Origin of the sequence: Undibacterium sp. Di27W (genome assembly GCF_049340345.1) — a bacterium.
In the GTDB taxonomy this organism is placed as follows: domain Bacteria; phylum Pseudomonadota; class Gammaproteobacteria; order Burkholderiales; family Burkholderiaceae_D; genus Undibacterium.
In genome coordinates this window covers 228,253-246,016 of sequence record NZ_JBMPOS010000002.1, presented here as the reverse complement: position 1 = coordinate 246,016, position 17,764 = coordinate 228,253, and the positions used below count along the sequence as shown (strand labels likewise).

Here is a 17,764-nt window from a genome sequence, read left to right as displayed (position 1 = left end):
AATAGTAATTCATGTCAGTCATGCCCTGCATGCAGCACCGTATCAAATTGCTTCAGGAAATGATCCACTGCTGCCGTATAGGCATTATCCAGGCCCAGGTTTTTATTGATGTCGGCATGGCTAAGCCTTTGCGGCAGCAAGACAGCCTGCATGCCCAGGGACTTGGCTTTGTTGATAAAAACCTCGGCCTGGGCGCAGGGTTTGTCTGGTCTGATACTGGAGCAGACCGCCAGGAAAGGCGCGGCACTCTTTTGCAATTGCAGGCTGGGTGAAGCGGCTTGCCAGTAGGCCTGGTCAGTGCCAAAAGCTTCATCATAAAAACGGTAATGTTTTTGCGCCATGATTTTGCTGATATCGTAGGCTGCACTATCGAGTGAGATCGTCGCCAGCCAGGCAGAAGCGCCGGCTTTGCTGGTGATAGACGGTGAACTGGCCAGTAGCGATACCAGGTGAGCGCCAGCAGAATGCCCCATGAGGATGAAGCGATTGCGCGAAGCACCCCATTCTGCCGCCCTGGTTTGTGCCACGGCCAGGGCTGTGGCCACATCCTCTGCCTGCTCCAGTGGTTTGATCTCTGGCAGCATGCGGTAATTGATAGAGATGAAGATATAGCCCTTGGGCAGCCAGTGGGCTACCTTGTTTTCAACCACGCCACGAGCGGTCTTGCTGCCTATTTTCCAGGCACCACCATGCACCATGAAGATCACTGGCATGTTTTTCTGGCCAGCCGCATTGGCGGGCAAATAGACATCCATGGTCTGGCGCTGGTCACTGCCATAGGTAATATCTCGCAAGACCTTAGTGCCGGCAGGCAGACCCTGGGGCGCCAGGTCTGCAGATTCCGGCTCAGTCATTTCGTTTTTTTCCGCCGCCTGTTCAGCCCTTTGCTCTTTTCTTTCCTGGCGTCGCTCCATGAGTTTGTCACGCAGTACACCAGCACTGACTGGGGCAACAGGCAATGCCAGGCCTAAAATAAGGGAGAACACCAGTACCGACAAGGCAGGACGGGTATTAATAGCAAGAGGTGCGAGTTCAGGCATCATGTACTCCGGTAGAAAACAGCAAGGCTTTACGGCAGGGCTTTATTCTAGTTAATTTATGCAAGATTTGTTACTCCTGCCCACAAACTAGCAACACTCGCCATGGCGGCTATGCAAAGCAGCCCCAGTTTGTGCGAATATAGCAGGCATCGCCAGTTTGGAGCGCCTCTTATGTCGTTGCCCTGCCTAGTGTCACTTTGTCGCTGCCAGCCGGAGGCAAGGTGCTAGGCTATTTGCGCAACTTGTTCAGACGCCTGATCCGGGGCCGGGTCTATGACGACGATGATGCATTGCAGGCCGTGACCGTCTTCAGTGAACCAGAAGAGATCGTCGCGGAAGAAGGCGCCTGGCAAGCAGCCTTTGATGTCGATTCACGCTTTTACCCCTGGTTGCTGGGCGTGCATGGCAAACAAATACAGCATGGTGCTGAAAAACCCTTGCTGATCGCGCTGGACAGGCTGGTGCGGGCTGACTTCAGCGACACCCGTCATATACCGCGCGTGCCCAGCGTGCTGCCGCAATTATTGAAAAGCCTGCGCAATGAAAATGTCTCTGTCGATGAGCTGGTCAATCATATTTCCAGAGATGTGACTTTATTGGCCGAGATCATCAGTGAAGTTAATAGTTCTTACTATAGCCCGGCAGACAAGATCAGCAATCTCGACAATGCCATACGCTTGCTGGGCATCAATGGCTTGCGCCTGCTGGTGGCGCGCACGGCTTTCCGGCCGCTGATACAGCTGCAGTCGGGGCGTATCACCAGCGTTGTGGCACCTGTGATCTGGGAACAGTCAGAAAAATGCGCACAGGCTTGTCGCTTGCTGGCGCAAGAGCGGGGTTTCGATGGTTTCCATGCTTATCTGGCTGGCCTGTTGCAAAACATCGGTTTGATCATCGCTTTTCGCAGCCTTGATCAAATCATGCTGGCACCTGTCATGCCGCTGGCAACTGAATTTCGTCTGCGCTTTTTACACATGGCGCATATCCTGTCTTACCGTATCGCCAAAGAATGGGATTTCCCCGATGCCGTCATGCAAGCCCTGAAAGCCCAGGTCAGTCATGAGGGTGAGCTGCAGGATCTGGGGCTGGTATTAAAACAGGCGAGTGATATCAGCAAAATCAGATTGCTGGTGAATGCTGGCGTCATCAGCAAAGATGATGATGAATTATGCCTGGCAACAGACGCAGAAATGCAGCACTGTTTTACAGCGCTGCATTTGCAAGAAAAGGATGAGGCTTAAGATTTCCTGCGCCCATTTTCAAAACAAAAACTTCCGTCTATCAGGTCGAAAGCAGTGTCGAAAATCTTTGTTTTAAAAACGGGCGCTCATCAAGAAAAAGTCCGTTTGCACTTGCTCGCATCCCTTGTGGCTTTGGCGATTGCTATCGCACACAAAACACATGCTCATCAGCCTTGTTTGCGGGCTGCGGCTTTTTCTGCCAGCTGCTGACGTTCAAACTGATCTTCTTTATCCATCGTCAGTTTTTCTTCAGCAGTCAATCTTTTAGCGCTGATCAAGAAAGTTTGTGTGATGTCCTGAGCTGCATCAAATGCCAGTTTTTGTTCTTCAGTCATACGTTTGGCAGAGATGGTCACGCTGGCGATATTCATGCTGGCTTCTGCATTACCCTGTGTGAAAGCTGCTGTGATAGCCAGTGCGCCAGTCAGCAATGCTGTAGACAAAATCAAGCCAGATTTGAATGCGTTAGTGATAGTGTTTTTCATTTCGTTTTCCTCTTTGTGGTTGGTTGATGTGTGTACTGTAGAACTTACGCTGTCCATCTGCGAGGGCTATGCGACGAAATGCAGGAAACTGAGATCGAAGTGTCAAAAACACTTCTTCAACGTTTTTTGAGGGCGGTAGTCCGGAAAGAAAAAAGTGCGTCAGACAGGAGATAGCGGGTGACCAGGCTGAAAAGACGAACAGGCAAACCTGAAGTCCGGTGCAAGGAGTAAAAACCCAGGAAACACCAGCCACAAGTCCAGGCAATAGCCATCAGACTGGCAGGCCAGGGATTATTACATTCATGTGCAAAAAGAATGTGACTGAACGATGACATTCACAATTCATATAACAGACATCTAAACATGTCATTGGATTCGACAGTTGCCTTCTCGTATCATGAGCTTGTTTTTAATCAACCAAGGAAATAAACATGATCACCGTTATCGTTTTTGCTCAAATTCTGGCAACTATCGTTATGCTGACTGCTGCGCTGACAGACTAATTGTTGTTGCAGCAGTTTTCATCCGTTTCACTGATTAGTTATTGTTGTTATCGTTGTAGTGCTTGTTGAACTTGTAATTCTTATTGTCATTATTGTCTCAGGCATGTTCATGCCAGTTTAGTAAGTTTCACTACCAGCATATGCGCGACCAAGCGGTGTCGCGCAGAGGCGAACCGGATTCATGGCAGGCTGCCTGCACTAGAGGCGTACAATAGCGGTTTTAGCTGCTCCCGCCTCTTGTACCATGAACATCCTGCTAACCACCCTGAATGCCCGTTATTCCCATGCTTCTCTGGGATTACGCTATTTGCTTGCAAACATGGGCGAATTGCAGCCTGTCACCCAGATACAGGAATTTGTCATTGGTGCACGCAGTACCGACATCGTCGAAAAAATCCTGGCCTTACGCAAAACCGACGAAAAATTCATCGTCGGCTTTGGTGTGTATATCTGGAATGTCGTGGAAACCACGCAAATCGTCGCCGTCTTAAAACGTGTTGCCCCCGAGGTGGTGGTGGTACTCGGTGGCCCCGAGGTGTCGCATGAAACTGCCGACCAGGAAATCATACGCCTGGCCGATTATGTGATCACTGGCTGGGGTGACGTCAGTTTTGCCAGCCTGTGCCAGCAAATCCTGCATGGTCCGCAACCACTGATGAAGGTGCATGCAGGCGTGCAGGCAGCCATGGCTGACATACAATTACCTTATCACCTGTATAGCGACCAGGATATCCGCCACCGCACCCTGTATGTAGAAGCTTCGCGCGGCTGTCCTTTCAAGTGTGAATTCTGCTTGTCTGCACTCGACAAGACCGCCTGGCCTTTTGATATAGACCTGTTCCTGCAAGAGATGGAAGGCCTGTATCAGCGTGGTGCGCGCCTGTTCAAGTTTGTTGATCGCACCTTCAATCTGAATATCAAAACCAGTTTGAAGATCATGCAATTCTTCCTCGACAAGCTGGAAGCAGCACCGCATGATCCTGTGTATGCGCATTTTGAAGTGGTGCCAGATCATTTGCCGGATGCCTTGAAAGAGGGCATACAAAAATTCCCGGAAGGCAGCCTGCAATTTGAGATAGGCATACAAAGTTTTAACCCGGAAGTGCAAGCCCTGATCAGCCGCAAACAAAATAATGAAAAGGCGGCCGAGAATATACGCTGGTTATGTGAGCATTCACATGCCCACTTGCATGTGGATTTGATTGCCGGTTTGCCAGGCGAAACCATGGAAAGTTTTGCCCAGGGGTTTAACAGGCTGGTGGCACTGGGCCCGCATGAAATCCAGTTCGGCATCCTGAAACGCCTGCGCGGCACACCTATAATCCGTCATACCGCTGCCTATCAGCTGGCCTTTGATCCGCAACCGCCTTACACCATCCTGGCCAACAAGGACATCGCCTTTGCTGACATGCAAAGACTGATACGCTTTGCCCGTTATTGGGACATGATTGCCAATTCAGGACGTTTTTCTCATAGCCTGCCCTTGATACTGGCAGACACTGCGTTCGAGAATTTCATGGCCTTGTCTGACTGGCTGTTTGCCAATACCGATGCAACCCACCGCATCGCCCTCGACAAACTGGCAGCCCTGGTCAACAAATGGCTGCTGGAAGTCCACGGCACGGCAGCCGACGCGATACAACTGGCCATGTCGAGTGACTATGCTGGCCAGGCCATGCACAAACAGGGTAACAAAGCTGATCCATCAGCGCCACAAAGGCAGACCAGAAAAGAGGCGGGCAGGGAAGCGGCAAAGGCTGTACCACAAAGACAGGCACGCCATATGGCGGCATAAGCGGGGGATACGAGAAACTTACTTATCGCTAATGAGTATGCGACTGATCTCACCGGATTTTCTCCCGGCCAGGATAGCCGCATTGAGCTTGCGTATCCATTCTTCATACTGGGCACCGACGGCTGCGAAATGCAATTCATCAACCAGCATGGGTTTGGGTAAAACCTTGAAGCCCTGTTCCACGGCTTTATCCGTCGTGCTGGATTCTTTGCGCAAGATGCGCAACAGTAATTGCTCCACCTCGTCGGCCTGGGCGCGGCGGTCACCAAAAATCATCACATCCATTCTCTTATTGATGAGTTTTTTCAGGCGTGCGCCGTGTGAGCCTACATCTTCTTCCACCTGGAACAAGATATTGCGCTGACTATCAAATTCATCGCCATAACTGGTGCCACGGATAACACCAACAGTCTTGCCTTTCAAGTCCAGCATGCTGTTATAAGTGAAGGTGGCATCAGTGCGTGTGACCAGCCAGACATAATTGGCGTAAATGGCTTCAGAAAACTGGTAAGTCTGCAAGCGCTCACGGTTTTTTGACAGGCCAAAAACAATGCCCTCACCCGTCCTGGCATTGATCAATAAACGTGTCCAGGGATAGCGACGAATTTCAAATTTGATTTGCAGCTGATGTTCAAAATAATTCAGGAGCTGGCGGATTTCATCGCGTATGGGTACGATCTCACCGGCTTCATTACGCAATTCACGTATCAGTAAAACCAGTTTTTCCGGCTTTGCAGGCTCATTTGCTTTGGCAGAGGTAGAGACAAAGCAGCCAAGGATAAAGACGAAAAACAACCATACTAACAGCCATGGCAACAGCCTTACCGATAGCCAGCATCTGCACGCAGGGTCAGGACGATCTGGCTGGGTGAGGGTAGGCATAGGTGTTTACTTCTTTGTCAGCTTGGCTTCAGGCAAATTTTTCCAGTAAAGAGGCCAGGCGCCTGGTGCTGGCGATAGCTTCTTCTGTAGTCTCGGCTTTTTCTGCGTGAGTGACAACTGCGCTGGTCAGTAAAGTCACGAAAGAACGATCCAGCGCCTTGCGCGCTGCCGACATCTGTTGTGCCACTGCCTCACAGTCGGCGGGCACGGCTGCCTTGGCGATGAGTTTTTGTACGCCGCGCAATTGCCCCTCGACCCTGGCCAGACGGTGCAGCAAGTCTTTTTTTTGCTGCTCGTTCAAAGCCGTACCCTGAATTATTTTTAGTGGGGGAGTATCCGCCATGAAAGTGCTCCTTTGCGATGGTGATGATGAATCTGATACTACTACTGAGTATCCTACACTAGTCAGCTCAAGAGGGGGAAATGGATTTGCACACGTAAGCCCGGCAATTCTGCATGGCTCTTTTCTTGCAGGCTGGCATCTGCCAGATCGATGTCACCGCCATGCAGCTTGACGATATCATGCACTATGCATAAACCCAGTCCGGTACCACCCGGATTGATCGCTGAGCTGGCAGCGGCGCGGTAAAAAGGTTCAAACACCTTTTCACGTTCGGCCTCTGCTATGCCAGGACCCGTGTCCTGAATATCGATGTGCGCCTGCCCATCGCGCAAATACAACTGCAAGAGTATGCGCCCACCTTCCGGTGTATAGCGTATGGCATTGTCGAGCAAGTTGCTGAGCATCTCATGCAATAACAGGGTATTGCCGCGGTAAGGAATTACCTCATCCGCTTCCAGCGCCAGGTCTATTTGCTTGCGCACGGCTGGCATGGCGAGTTCCAGGCAAACCTCTTGCGCCAGCTGGTTCAACAAAATATCTTCCAGTTCGGCCACCACTGCCCCATGCCCGGTACGCGCCAGTGTCAGCAAACGGTTCGCCAGATGGACCGTGGCATCGGTGGTCTGGGCGATGCTGGCAACAATCTGCCGCATGGCCACCACATCATTTTCGCGCAGCGCCAGTTCGGCCTGGGTTTTCAAGACTGTCAGGGGAGTGCGTAACTGATGCGAGGCGTCGGCAATGAAACGCTTTTGCCCATTGATCAGCGTCTGCAGCCGCGCCATATAGGCATTCATGGCATTTACCAGCGGGCGGATTTCCTTATGCACGAGATTGACATCAAAGTCTGACAAATCAGTAGGCTCGCGCGCTTCTACATCGGCCCGCAATTGCATGATGGGAGCCAGCACGAAGCGCAAAGCCACCCAGACCATGAGCGCCACTGCCAGCACCAGAGCAGCCTGGCGCAACAGGGTATCGATAAGGATTTTGCGTGACAGCCCACGTCGCGCATCCAGCGTCTCACCGACTTCTATCAGGGCGATGCCACGCATCTGGTCGTCATACACGGGCTGGTGCAGGGCAGCGATACGCACTGCCTGATCCTGATAATCAGCATGAAAAAAATGTACCAGGGCGGGATAGATTTCTGAGCGAGGTACATTTTTGGGCAAATCCGGCAGGTCTTCATAACCCGACACAAATTCACCATTGACACCGGTGACCTTGTAATACAAACGTCCCAGGGTATCGGTTTCAAAACTATCGAGTGCCACATAGGGCACATTGGCAACCACCTTGCCATCGACGATTTGCACTCTTTCTGCCAGCGCCCTTGCAGAAGCCAGCAGCGAGCGATCATAAGCCAGGTCCGCTGCATCAAGCGCATTGCGATACACAGAAAAAGCATTCAATGCCACCAGCAGGACCAGGGGTATCAATAACCAGCGCAAGAACTGCCCGCGCAAACTCCCCAGTCGGTAAGGCCTGGCCATCAGCGTGCTTCCAGCAGATAACCTATGCCACGCAGGGTAACGATAACGACCTTGCCGGTGCTGACGGTATCAAGTTTTTTGCGCAAGCGATGGATGTAGATTTCTATGGCATCGAGGTTGGCATCATCATCGAGGGCAAACACTTCATCAAACAGCTTGTCCTTGGACACTGCCTGGCCAGGACGGATGATGAGGGCTTCCAGCACGGCGTATTCACGCGGGGTCAGTGACAATGGCTGGCCGTCATAATGAAATTGCCGTATCACGGTATCAAAGCTCAGTGCACCACAAGTCAAGGTCACCGCTTCATTCCCCTGGGCACGACGCAGCAAGGCTTTGACACGTGCCTCCAGCTCAGCCAGCTCAAACGGCTTGGGCAGGTAATCATCGGCACCGGAATTCAAACCCTGCACCCTGTCATTCAAGCCACCCCGAGCCGTCAAGATCAGCACAGGCGTCTTGCTGCCGCGCGCGCGCATGCGCTTCAGCACATCCATGCCATCCATTTTTGGCAGGCTCAGGTCGAGAATGACCAGCGCATATTCCTGCGTATGCAAAAGCGCATCGGCATCCGCCCCATTCATGGCAGTTTCCACCGTCAAATGTGCATCACGCAAGGCCTTGGCCAGCCAGTGGGACAACTCGATATGATCTTCAACTAATAGTATGCGCATACACAGCCTGTTCACTCCAGATACCCACTAGGCTACCAGCCTGATTCAAAAGCGTCACTATTCCTGTAACTATTTCTGACAAGAAAACTAGGCAGATTTCAATAAACGCATCGCAATCGTGCTGGGCTTGACCTAAGATAAATTTATAAACTTTCTGTTCAACAAGAAAATCTTATAGATTCCATAACAGGAGGCTGGAATGAAATCGATATTAACAAAATTGCTACTATGGCAAAAATTTGTACTATTGAGTGTAATAGCCTTGATTTTGACTGCTATACCTACGGCTCTGTATTATCTGGAATCCTCCAAAAACCTGGATGCTGCGCTAGCTGAAAAACAAGGCTTGCCAGCCATGACCCTGATACTCAAAACTGTGCAACTGACGCAACAGCACCGGGCATTGTCTGCACTGGTACTAGGCGGTGTCAGCAGCGAAAAAGATAAACGGGAAAGCAAGCAAAAAGAAGCCGATACCTCATATGCTGGCATGGCTGCCATAGTCAAAAGCATCAACGACAAAGCCATCACCGAGGCCTGGAACAAGGCTGAACAAGACTGGGCTATCCTGCGTGAGCAGATTTCCAAAGCTAGTATCAGCGTGCCCGACAGCTATAAGGCCCATAGTGCACTGATGCCCAAATTGCTGCTGGTGAATGATCTCATCGGTGATTATTACGGTCTCAGCCTGGACCCGAATATAGACAGTTATCAATTGATACAGGCGATGTACTATATCCAGCCCTACCTGACAGAAGAACTGGGGCGCATGCGTGCAAAAGGGGCAGGGCTGCTGACAAAAAAAGAAGCCACAATAGAGGACAAGATGGTGGTCTCTGACCTGATTTCCAGATCAAATGACCGCACCCAGCAAATGAATAACTCCTTCAACAAGGCTGTTCTCAGTAATCCCGATATAGAGAAAAAACTCGGTGCCGTCATGAAAGAAGCAACCGGGCAAGCCATAGATGCGATGAAGCTGGCAACGGAAAAAATTGCCAAGGCCGAGTCTCTGGAATTTTCATCGGTGGAATATGTACAGGTGACGACCCGTGCGATTGATGCCCAATTCCAGCTCAATGCAGATGCCAGCAAGGAATTGCACAATATACTCGATCAACGCATCAGCGATTTTTATCAGCTCAGATGGACCATGATCATCTCTATGCTGGCAATGATCTGCGCGGCTGGTCTGTTTGCCAGGGCCATTGCGCGCTCAGTCAGCGTGCCACTGGAACAAGCCATCGTGGTAGCCCAGCATATCGCCAGTGGGGACTTGCGTTTTCCTGCCGATGCCAGTGGCGGCAATGAAACCGGGCGGCTGTTACAAGCGCTGGAAGACATGCGCACCAGCCTCATAGCTATAGTCGGTAATGTCAGGGATAGCATAGAGAATATCAACAATGGCACACATGATATTGCCAAGGGTAATGTAGATTTGTCAGCCCGTACCGAGACCCAGGCTTCCAGCCTGGAAGAAACTGCCTCGTCGATGGAACAGATGACGGGCACAGTGAAACAAAATTCCGACAGCGCCAGGCAAGCCAATCAACTCGTCAATGATGCCAGCAAGGTCGCTACAGAAGGCGGTGGCATCGTCGACCAGGTCATCCATACCATGGAAGCTATTAATATCAGTTCTCGCAAAATTTCTGAAATTATCGGCGTCATTGATGGCATCGCCTTCCAGACCAATATCCTGGCCCTGAATGCTGCCGTCGAAGCCGCCCGTGCCGGGGAACAAGGCCGCGGCTTCGCTGTAGTCGCCGCCGAAGTCCGCAACCTGGCCCAGCGCAGCGCCACTGCTGCGCGTGAAATCAAGGACTTGATAGGCAGCAGCGTAGAGCAGGTCGACACTGGCAATGAACTGGCCAGCCACGCTGGCAAAGCCATGAACGACATCGTCGCCAGCGTCAAACGTATCACCGATATCATGTCGGAAATCGTCGTCGCCACCGTAGAACAAAGCACAGGCATAGAACAAATCGACCTGGCCATCACCCAGATGGATGAAATGACCCAACAAAACGCCGCCCTGGTAGAACAGGCTGCCGCTGCCGCAGAAGGTTTGCAAGAGCAATCACAGGCACTGGTACAGACTGTGAGTGTGTTTAAGTTGTAGCCATATTTCATCTTGATAGCAACAAAGGGACGCTTATGCGTCCCTTTTGATTTGTTGGGCCGCAATGTAAAGTGCAATCTGGATAGAGGATGGATTGACGTTGCATTTGACTTTGGGGTTGCTTTTGAATTTCGCAGTTCCGATGTGTCGATGCCTTTGCTGCAAGGCAGAAAATGGAAAAAGAAAGGCCGATGTTTGAGCGTAGCGAGTTTTCGGACTTTCCCATTTTTTGACTTGCAGCAAAGGGAACCCCACAGGGGCAGCAACGCCTCGGTCGCCTTTTTGGCACAACTTTTTGGCGGGACAAAAAGGTGTGTAGCCGCCGGTCTACCACTGGCCTGCAATCTTAATCGACGAATGTGAGTATTAAAAGTCAGAGCACTAAAAGTTCAACGAATCTGAAATTAATTCACGCAATATTTTACAACGAACGCCGCTGGATTCCTGCCAAAACCATGCAGGAATGACGTTAATATGATTACCCTCTAATCCAGACTCAAACCACAGTGCGCATAGGCTCGTCACCCACTCGAGCATCCCCAAAATTTCCGAAAGGCCCCTTACTGCAAGCAAAATGAAAGCTCCCCGGCCCTATGCTCCCTTACAAAAAAAATTCCGGAGACTACCATCATGAAGCCCTTACGCCTCAGTTTCTTCCTGCTCGCCTGTTTCATCTGTCCCGCCATCGCCCATGCAGACGGCAAAATCGTCATCGGCCAGTCGGTAGAATTATCCGGCCAGGGCACCGGCAAGGAAAACCGCGAAGGTGCACAACTGTATTTTGATGCACTGAACCGCCAGGGCGGCATCAACGGAAAAACCATAGAATTCATCAGCTATGACGACAAGCGCGATCCGGCGCTGACTAAAGAAAATACTCTCAAGCTCATCAATGTAGACCATGCGATAGCCCTGTTTGGTTATCGCAGCACGCCGACCATAGAAGCCATACTGCCGCTGCTGGACAAATATGCGATACCGCTGATTGCGCCTTTCTCTGGTGCGCAAAGCCTGCACCAGCCGCTGCATGCCCAGGTGTTCAATCTGCGCGCCAGTTATCAGGACGAGGCAGCCAAAATGGTGGCTTCACTGGCCGAACTGAAGATCAGCAAGCTGGCTATCCTGCACCAGGATGACAGTTTTGGCAAAGATGGCTTGAACGGCTTTGTCAGCAACCTGGAAAAACGCAATATGCGCGCGGCTGTCATCGCCAAATATGACAGGAAAGAAATGAAGCTGGATGCCGCTGTTGCCAGCATCGCGGCGACGACTCCACAGGCGGTCTTGATGGCTTGCACACCAGCTGCCTGTGCTGACTTCATACGGCAAATGCAAAAACTGGGGCAAAGACCGCAATTTTTGATGCTATCGAATGTCAATTCGGATGATTTTTTCAAATCTCTGGGGGCAGAAGGGCGTGGCATAGGCGTCATGCAAGTCATGCCCTATCCGCGGGATATAGGTATACCTGTAGTCAGGGAGTTGCAAAAAGCCTTGAAATCGGCCAAAAATCCACCGCCTTTGTCCTATGCTGTACTGGAAGGCTATGTTGCCGCCAAATTAATGGCCCAAGCCTTGCGCAGTGCCGGGAATAACCCGGATTCAAGGAAACTGCTGCAGGCACTGGAAAGCATGCGCAATGTCGATCTGGGCGGAGTGGAAGTCAGTTATGGTCCCAAAGACCATGATGGCTCGCATTTCGTAGAGTTGACCATCGTTGGTAAAAATGGCGTGATATTGCGGTAAGCTGCAGTTAGCTTCTATTTTTAGCTTCTATTTTTACATTCTATTGTTAGACTCTAATGTTGCATACTATTGCCGCATTCATCATCACCAGATTTTGTGAAAGCGTACTGAAAGATTCAATTCGGTATGATCCATGTAACCCATCAACCATGGTCTTGTCATGCACATCCGGCCTACACATCTGAGTTTCTTGCTGAGCAGCCTGCTGGCTGGCTTGCCTGCGAGTGCCGCACTACCTGTGATGCCTGCAGATAAGCCAGAAATGGCCATGTGCATCGTCCCGGCCAAACCCGGGGGTGGCATGGACCTGACTTGCAAGCTGGCGCAACAGGCCACTGCCACGCAAGCCATGCAAATCAGTTACTTGCCTGGCGGGGTCGGTGCTATCGCCTGGACCACCATCATTTCACAGAGAAAAGCTGAAGCCAATACCCTGGTTGCCTATTCCGGCGGCTCGCTGCTGAACCTGGCCGAAGGCAAGTTCGGTAAATCTGATGCCAGCCATGTGCGCTGGGTGGCGGCCATAGGCACTGACTACGGCATGATTGCAGTACGCAAGGATTCCCCCTACAAGAACCTGCGTGAATTGATGGAAGCCATCAAGAGCAGGCCCGCCAATATTGCCATCGGTGCCGGTGGAACGGTTGGCAGCCAGGACTGGTTGAAGATGGCCCAGATAGGCAAGCAGATAGGCATAGACTCAAAGTCCATGCGCCTGGTAGCTTTTGAAGGCGGCGGTGAATCTTTCACGGCCTTGCTGGCTGACCATGTGCAGGCAGTATCCGGCGATGCCTCTGAAGCCAGCCTGCATGCCCGCGATGACAAGATACGTGTGCTGGCCGTCTTGTCCGATGCCCGCCTGCCCGGCCCGCTGGCGAATGTGCCTACCGCGCGTGAACAGGGCTTTGACGTGACCTGGCCTATTATCCGTGGGGTGTATATGGGTCCCCAGGTCAGCGACAAGGATTATCAAAAATGGGTCACTTATTTCCAGCAAGCCATGAACACCCCCGCCTTTGAAGATCAAAGAAAAATTCACGGCCTCTTCCCCTTCGCCATGACGGGCAAGGAGCTGACTGATTACATACAAAAAGCTGTCAATAATTATCGTCTGCAGGCAAAAGAATTTGGCATGGTGCGTTAGCGCCCTGCCAGCAGTAAACCCTCATCACTTGGTACACCAGTACAAACAATAACAGGAGAAGACAAATGCAAACAAAAAGAATTTTCGTCAAGAGCATGCTAGCACTGGCGGCTGGCAGCGTAATGCTAAGTGCCCAAACTGCGGCGCAGGCACAGGCGCCAGCAGGTTATCCAGCCGACTATGGCAAGATCGTTGATGGTGCAAAAAAAGAAGGCAAGCTGGTCATCTATAGCGCCACCGACACCAAGGCAGTGGAACCGCTGATCAAGGATTTCCGCAGCATGTATCCAGATGTGCAGGTTGAATACAATGACATGAATTCCACCGAAGTGTATAACCGCTATATCTCGGAAATGGCCGCAGGTGGCAATAGCGCCGACCTGATGTGGTCATCTGCCATGGACTTGCAAACCAAGCTGGTTTCTGATGGTTATGGCCTGGTCTATGCATCGCCAGAAATCAGCGGCATACCGCAATGGGCAATCTGGAATAATGCAGCTTATGGCACGACATTTGAACCAGCAGTCTTCGTCTATAACAAGCGTCTGGTGACGGCTGATGAAGTACCAAAGACCCATGCTGAATTTGCCAAGCTCATCAATAGCAAACTGGATAAATTCAAGAACAAGGTCACGACTTATGACATCGAGAAATCCGGCGTAGGTTTCATGTTCATTACCCAGGATAGTCGCGAAAACAAGGAATTCTGGGATTTGGCGAAAGCCTTCGGCAATGCCAGCGTGCGCGTGCAATCATCTACCGGCACCATGCTGGAACGTATTTCTTCCGGCGAAAACCTGCTCGGCTATAACATCCTTGGTTCTTATGCGCTGGTACGCGCCGCCAAGGATCCGTCCATAGGCGTGCAAATCCCCAAGGATTACACCCTGGTATTGTCACGCGTGATGTTCATCAGCAAAGCCGCCAAGCACCCGAATGCTGCCAAGCTGTGGCTTGATTACACCTTGTCGAAACGTGGCCAGACCATGATCGCCAATGAAGCCAAGCTGTATGCGATACGTGCTGACGTCAAGGGTGAAACCACCTATTCTGACCTGGCAAAAATGATAGGCGTAGGCCTCAAACCTTTGCCGGTCAATCCCATGTTATTGCAATACCTGGATCAAAACAAACGCCTGGCTTTCCTGAAACAATGGAAAGAAGCCGCAGGCAAAAAATAGACCTTACTGGCAATAGCAATGCCTTTGTATCTCACTGGCATTGCTAAACGCATTTGGTGGTTTTTTCTTCCACCGCTATCACACACCATATTCTAATTGGGCTAAGCATGAGCACCCTGAGTCTACCTCCGCGCAGCCGGTGGTCGCAATTCAACTGGCCGCGTGGCCTGGTTGTGACCCTGACGCTGCTGGCGATATTTACGCCGCTGTCATTGATATTATTCCAGAGTTTTTTGAATGCCCCTTTCTTTGCACCAGTAAAAGAACTGGGCCTGGATTCTTATCGCTTCATCTTTGACGATACTGATTTCCGCCAGGCTTTCTGGAATGGCCTGATCCTGGCTTCTGGCCTGGCAGCTATCGCTGTTCCGCTCGGCGCTTTGCTGGCCTTCCTGATGGTACGCACGGATTTGCCAGGCCGCAGCTGGATAGAGCCTATGCTGCTGGTGCCTATCTTTGTCTCCCCCATGGTGATGGGTTTTGGCTATGTCGTATCCATGGGGCCGGTTGGTTTCTATACCCTGTGGGTCAAGCAGTTGACCGGGGTAGAGCCATGGAATATCTACTCCTTCTTCAGTATCGTCCTGATCGCTGGCCTGACGCATGTGCCGCATGTTTATCTGTATTCATCTGCTGCGCTGAAGAGCCTGGGCTCAGACGTCGAAGAAGCGGCACGGGTCGCAGGTGCCTCACCTTTCCAGGTGGCCATGCATGTGTCCCTGCCTATGATCATGCCAGCGCTGGCCTTTGCTGCAGTGCTGGTATTCTTTTTGGGCTTTGAAGTGTTTGGCCTGGTGCTGGTGCTGGGTGACCCTGAAGGGCATTTAGTATTAGCGACTTATCTGTACAAGCTGACCAATAAGCTGGGCACACCCTCATATCACCTGATGGCAGCTGCGGCTGTCTGCCTGGTGGCAGTGACCATGCCACTGGTGATGGTGCAGCGCTGGTTGCTGAAATCCGCCAATAAATATGTATCGATCAAAGGCAAGGGTTCACGCCAGAAAGCACTGCCACTGGGCAAATGGAAATGGCTGGCTTTTGCTGTACTGGCGGCCTGGCTGATCTTCACTATCGTCTTGCCATTGTCAGGCATCGTCTTGCGTGCTTTTGTTTCTTACTGGGGTGAGGGTGTCAAGCTGGCTGATGTGATCACGCTGCAGCATTTCAGGGATATCCTGGAACAACCTTCCTTGATGCGCGGTATTTTCAATACCGTGTTGATCGGCATCATCGGTGGTGCGCTGGCGGTGATTTGCTATGCCGGTATTGCACTGGCCATGCATCGCAAGCCGGATGGCATTACCCGTTTGCTGGACTATAGCGTTCTGGTGCCGCGTGCGATTCCTGGCTTGCTGGCCGGCCTGTCTTTCCTGTGGGTATTCCTGTTCGTGCCCAGCTGGCTGGAAGGTGGCTTGAAGGGATTCGACAATGCCTTCTGCATCTGGTTGATAGAAAATGTAATACCGCAATTGCGTGCTTTGCGTTCGACCATCTTCTCGGTATGGATAGCCTATTCCGTCGTATGGATGGCATATGGTTTGCGCCTGATTTCCACTGCCCTTCTGCAAGTTGGCCCTGAACTGGAAGAAGCGGCGCGTGCCGTTGGTGCCAGCCGTGGCCAAGTCACACGTGATGTCACCCTGCCGCTGGTCAAGTTTGGCTTGCTGGGTGCCTGGCTCATGGTCTTCCTGATTTTTGAACGTGAATATTCAACTGGCGTGTACTTGCTGTCGCCAGGAACTGAAGTCATTGGTGCATTGATCGTTTCGCTGTGGGCGGGTGGTTCTGTTGATCTGGTGGCGGCATTGTCCTTCATCAATATCACCCTGGTTGCCATAGGTCTGGGTCTGGCCCTGCGCTTTGGCGTGAAGCTAAGTCACTGAAGTAATCACTAAGTTGGCCACTGAATTAGTCACTGAAAACGTTCCATAAAATTTCATTGCATAGCAATACAAAAATATACGAGAGCACACTATGTCTGAATTAAGCGTACAAAATCTGACCCTGGAATATGGTTCCGGCGCTACCGCCAACCCCATCCTCAAAGGCGTGTCGATGAACTTGCAGCGTGGCGAAGTAGTTGCCCTGCTGGGCCCATCCGGCAGCGGCAAGACTACCTTGCTGCGTGCCGTGGCCGGGCTGGAATCCCCCAAGACTGGCACAATACACCTGGGCGAACGCGCCATGTTTGACGGCAGCAAAGGGCTGGAAATACCGGCAGAACAACGCAACCTGGGCCTGGTATTCCAGTCCTATGCCTTGTGGCCACACAAGACGGTATTTGATAACGTTGCCTATGGTTTGAAGTTGCGCAAACTGGGCAGCAGCGAAATCAATGACAAGGTCAAGGATGTGCTGGGCCAGTTGGGCCTGGGCCATCTGGGCGAGCGCTTCCCGCATCAATTGTCGGGCGGCCAGCAACAACGTGTGGCGATAGCCCGGGCGCTGGTGTACAACCCGCCCGTCATCCTGCTGGATGAACCGCTGTCCAACCTCGATGCCAAGCTGCGCGAAGAAGCGCGTGCCTTCCTGCGTGAACTGATCGTCAGGCTGAACCTGTCCGCTTTGATGGTGACGCATGACCAGGGCGAAGCCATGGCAATCTCTGACCGTATCCTGTTATTGAACAATGGCGTCATAGAGCAGCAGGGTACGCCGCAAAGCATGTATGAAACACCAAACACACTGTTTACCGCCGAATTTATGGGTAGTAATAATAAACTGAAAGGCAAAGTCATACAGAAGAATGGCGATACTGCTACCATCAGTGTCAATGGCCAGCAATTAAAAGCCACGGTGCGCGGCAAGGATGTAGGGGAAGATGTCACCGCCATCATCCGCCTGGAAAAGGTCAAAATTGCTGACAGTCATACTGAGAATGCCATCAAACTGCCATTGAGTACCTGCATGTACCTGGGTGACCGCTGGGAATGCCTGTTTGGTCAGACAGACGCTGGCTTACGCGCCTATTCACCATTCAAGCTCAATCCGGGTGAATATTATCTGCAACTGGATGCCGACAAACTTTGGTTGTATTAATTCAACACCCTGCATCTAACGGGTCTTAAACATCTGGTAAATCAACCCGCATTGTGGATAACAATGCGGG

15 protein-coding genes are annotated in these 17,764 nt (G+C 51.5%); 8 read left to right on the top strand and 7 right to left on the bottom strand.

Going from position 1 to position 17,764, the window contains the following annotated elements; translation table 11 throughout:
• Positions 1–14 precede the first annotated feature (14 nt).
• Positions 15–1,043 carry an alpha/beta hydrolase gene (locus ACO0LF_RS05870; protein WP_423012866.1) on the bottom strand — a complete coding sequence of 343 codons (1,029 nt, stop codon included), beginning with the start codon at positions 1,041–1,043 and terminating at the stop codon, positions 15–17.
• Positions 1,044–1,261: 218 nt separating this feature from the next.
• On the opposite strand from ACO0LF_RS05870, the gene ACO0LF_RS05865 reads away from it, so the two are divergent.
• Complete coding sequence (locus ACO0LF_RS05865) at positions 1,262–2,281, top strand: HDOD domain-containing protein (protein WP_423012864.1); 1,020 nt, start codon at positions 1,262–1,264, stop codon at positions 2,279–2,281.
• A gap of 167 nt (positions 2,282–2,448) precedes the next feature.
• Here the strand turns inward: ACO0LF_RS05865 and ACO0LF_RS05860 are convergent, their stop codons facing one another.
• Together ACO0LF_RS05860 and ACO0LF_RS05855 are read right to left on the bottom strand one after the other, a co-directional pair.
• Positions 2,449–2,766 (bottom strand): hypothetical protein, encoded by a 318-nt coding sequence (locus tag ACO0LF_RS05860; protein ID WP_423012862.1) that lies wholly within the window; start codon positions 2,764–2,766, stop codon positions 2,449–2,451.
• Positions 2,767–2,882: 116 nt separating this feature from the next.
• Complete coding sequence (locus ACO0LF_RS05855; RefSeq protein WP_423012860.1) at positions 2,883–3,101, bottom strand: hypothetical protein; 219 nt, start codon at positions 3,099–3,101, stop codon at positions 2,883–2,885.
• A 412-nt stretch (positions 3,102–3,513) separates the two neighbouring features.
• On the opposite strand from ACO0LF_RS05855, the gene ACO0LF_RS05850 reads away from it, so the two are divergent.
• Complete coding sequence (locus ACO0LF_RS05850; RefSeq protein ID WP_423012858.1) at positions 3,514–5,064, top strand: DUF4080 domain-containing protein; 1,551 nt, start codon at positions 3,514–3,516, stop codon at positions 5,062–5,064.
• An 18-nt stretch (positions 5,065–5,082) separates the two neighbouring features.
• Here the strand turns inward: ACO0LF_RS05850 and ACO0LF_RS05845 are convergent, their stop codons facing one another.
• From ACO0LF_RS05845 to ACO0LF_RS05830, 4 genes are all read right to left on the bottom strand, one after another.
• Complete coding sequence (locus ACO0LF_RS05845; RefSeq protein ID WP_423012856.1) at positions 5,083–5,946, bottom strand: substrate-binding periplasmic protein; 864 nt, start codon at positions 5,944–5,946, stop codon at positions 5,083–5,085.
• A gap of 28 nt (positions 5,947–5,974) precedes the next feature.
• Positions 5,975–6,289, bottom strand: a complete 315-nt coding sequence (locus tag ACO0LF_RS05840; protein WP_423012854.1) for a metal-sensitive transcriptional regulator — start codon at positions 6,287–6,289, stop codon at positions 5,975–5,977.
• A 62-nt stretch (positions 6,290–6,351) separates the two neighbouring features.
• Positions 6,352–7,785 carry a sensor histidine kinase gene (locus ACO0LF_RS05835; RefSeq protein ID WP_423012852.1) on the bottom strand — a complete coding sequence of 478 codons (1,434 nt, stop codon included), beginning with the start codon at positions 7,783–7,785 and terminating at the stop codon, positions 6,352–6,354.
• Positions 7,785–8,459 (bottom strand): response regulator, encoded by a 675-nt coding sequence (locus ACO0LF_RS05830; protein WP_423012850.1) that lies wholly within the window; start codon positions 8,457–8,459, stop codon positions 7,785–7,787. Before ACO0LF_RS05830 ends, ACO0LF_RS05835 begins: the two co-directional genes overlap by 1 nt.
• 199 nt (positions 8,460–8,658) lie before the next feature.
• On the opposite strand from ACO0LF_RS05830, the gene ACO0LF_RS05825 reads away from it, so the two are divergent.
• The 6 genes from ACO0LF_RS05825 (at position 8,659) to ACO0LF_RS05800 (ending at position 17,694) form a co-directional block, all read left to right on the top strand.
• On the top strand, positions 8,659–10,581 hold the full coding sequence (locus ACO0LF_RS05825) for a methyl-accepting chemotaxis protein (RefSeq protein WP_423012848.1): 1,923 nt from the start codon (positions 8,659–8,661) through the stop codon (positions 10,579–10,581).
• Positions 10,582–11,211: 630 nt separating this feature from the next.
• A complete protein-coding gene (locus tag ACO0LF_RS05820; RefSeq protein WP_423012846.1) occupies positions 11,212–12,327 on the top strand; it encodes an ABC transporter substrate-binding protein in 1,116 nt (371 codons plus the stop codon).
• Between the two features lie 160 nt (positions 12,328–12,487).
• Positions 12,488–13,471 carry a Bug family tripartite tricarboxylate transporter substrate binding protein gene (locus ACO0LF_RS05815; protein WP_423012844.1) on the top strand — a complete coding sequence of 328 codons (984 nt, stop codon included), beginning with the start codon at positions 12,488–12,490 and terminating at the stop codon, positions 13,469–13,471.
• 65 nt (positions 13,472–13,536) lie between these two features.
• Positions 13,537–14,652, top strand: a complete 1,116-nt coding sequence (locus ACO0LF_RS05810) for an ABC transporter substrate-binding protein (RefSeq protein ID WP_423012842.1) — start codon at positions 13,537–13,539, stop codon at positions 14,650–14,652.
• A 107-nt stretch (positions 14,653–14,759) separates the two neighbouring features.
• Complete coding sequence (locus ACO0LF_RS05805; RefSeq protein WP_423012840.1) at positions 14,760–16,538, top strand: ABC transporter permease; 1,779 nt, start codon at positions 14,760–14,762, stop codon at positions 16,536–16,538.
• Positions 16,539–16,629: 91 nt separating this feature from the next.
• Positions 16,630–17,694: an ABC transporter ATP-binding protein gene (locus ACO0LF_RS05800; RefSeq protein WP_423012838.1), complete on the top strand. Its 1,065-nt coding sequence runs from the start codon at positions 16,630–16,632 to the stop codon at positions 17,692–17,694.
• Positions 17,695–17,764 lie beyond the last annotated feature (70 nt).

Bases quoted from the DNA above. Each gene is read 5' to 3' on its own strand.
- ACO0LF_RS05870 (WP_423012866.1), bottom strand. From the start codon at position 1,043: ATGATGCCTGAACTCGCACCTCTTGCTATTAATACCCGTCCTGCCTTG.
- ACO0LF_RS05860 (WP_423012862.1), bottom strand. From the start codon at position 2,766: ATGAAAAACACTATCACTAACGCATTCAAATCTGGCTTGATTTTGTCT.
- ACO0LF_RS05855 (WP_423012860.1), bottom strand. From the start codon at position 3,101: ATGTCATCGTTCAGTCACATTCTTTTTGCACATGAATGTAATAATCCC.
- ACO0LF_RS05850 (WP_423012858.1), top strand. From the start codon at position 3,514: ATGAACATCCTGCTAACCACCCTGAATGCCCGTTATTCCCATGCTTCT.
- ACO0LF_RS05845 (WP_423012856.1), bottom strand. From the start codon at position 5,946: ATGCCTACCCTCACCCAGCCAGATCGTCCTGACCCTGCGTGCAGATGC.
- ACO0LF_RS05840 (WP_423012854.1), bottom strand. From the start codon at position 6,289: ATGGCGGATACTCCCCCACTAAAAATAATTCAGGGTACGGCTTTGAAC.
- ACO0LF_RS05835 (WP_423012852.1), bottom strand. From the start codon at position 7,785: ATGGCCAGGCCTTACCGACTGGGGAGTTTGCGCGGGCAGTTCTTGCGC.
- ACO0LF_RS05830 (WP_423012850.1), bottom strand. From the start codon at position 8,459: ATGCGCATACTATTAGTTGAAGATCATATCGAGTTGTCCCACTGGCTG.
- ACO0LF_RS05825 (WP_423012848.1), top strand. From the start codon at position 8,659: ATGAAATCGATATTAACAAAATTGCTACTATGGCAAAAATTTGTACTA.
- ACO0LF_RS05820 (WP_423012846.1), top strand. From the start codon at position 11,212: ATGAAGCCCTTACGCCTCAGTTTCTTCCTGCTCGCCTGTTTCATCTGT.
- ACO0LF_RS05815 (WP_423012844.1), top strand. From the start codon at position 12,488: ATGCACATCCGGCCTACACATCTGAGTTTCTTGCTGAGCAGCCTGCTG.
- ACO0LF_RS05810 (WP_423012842.1), top strand. From the start codon at position 13,537: ATGCAAACAAAAAGAATTTTCGTCAAGAGCATGCTAGCACTGGCGGCT.
- ACO0LF_RS05805 (WP_423012840.1), top strand. From the start codon at position 14,760: ATGAGCACCCTGAGTCTACCTCCGCGCAGCCGGTGGTCGCAATTCAAC.
- ACO0LF_RS05800 (WP_423012838.1), top strand. From the start codon at position 16,630: ATGTCTGAATTAAGCGTACAAAATCTGACCCTGGAATATGGTTCCGGC.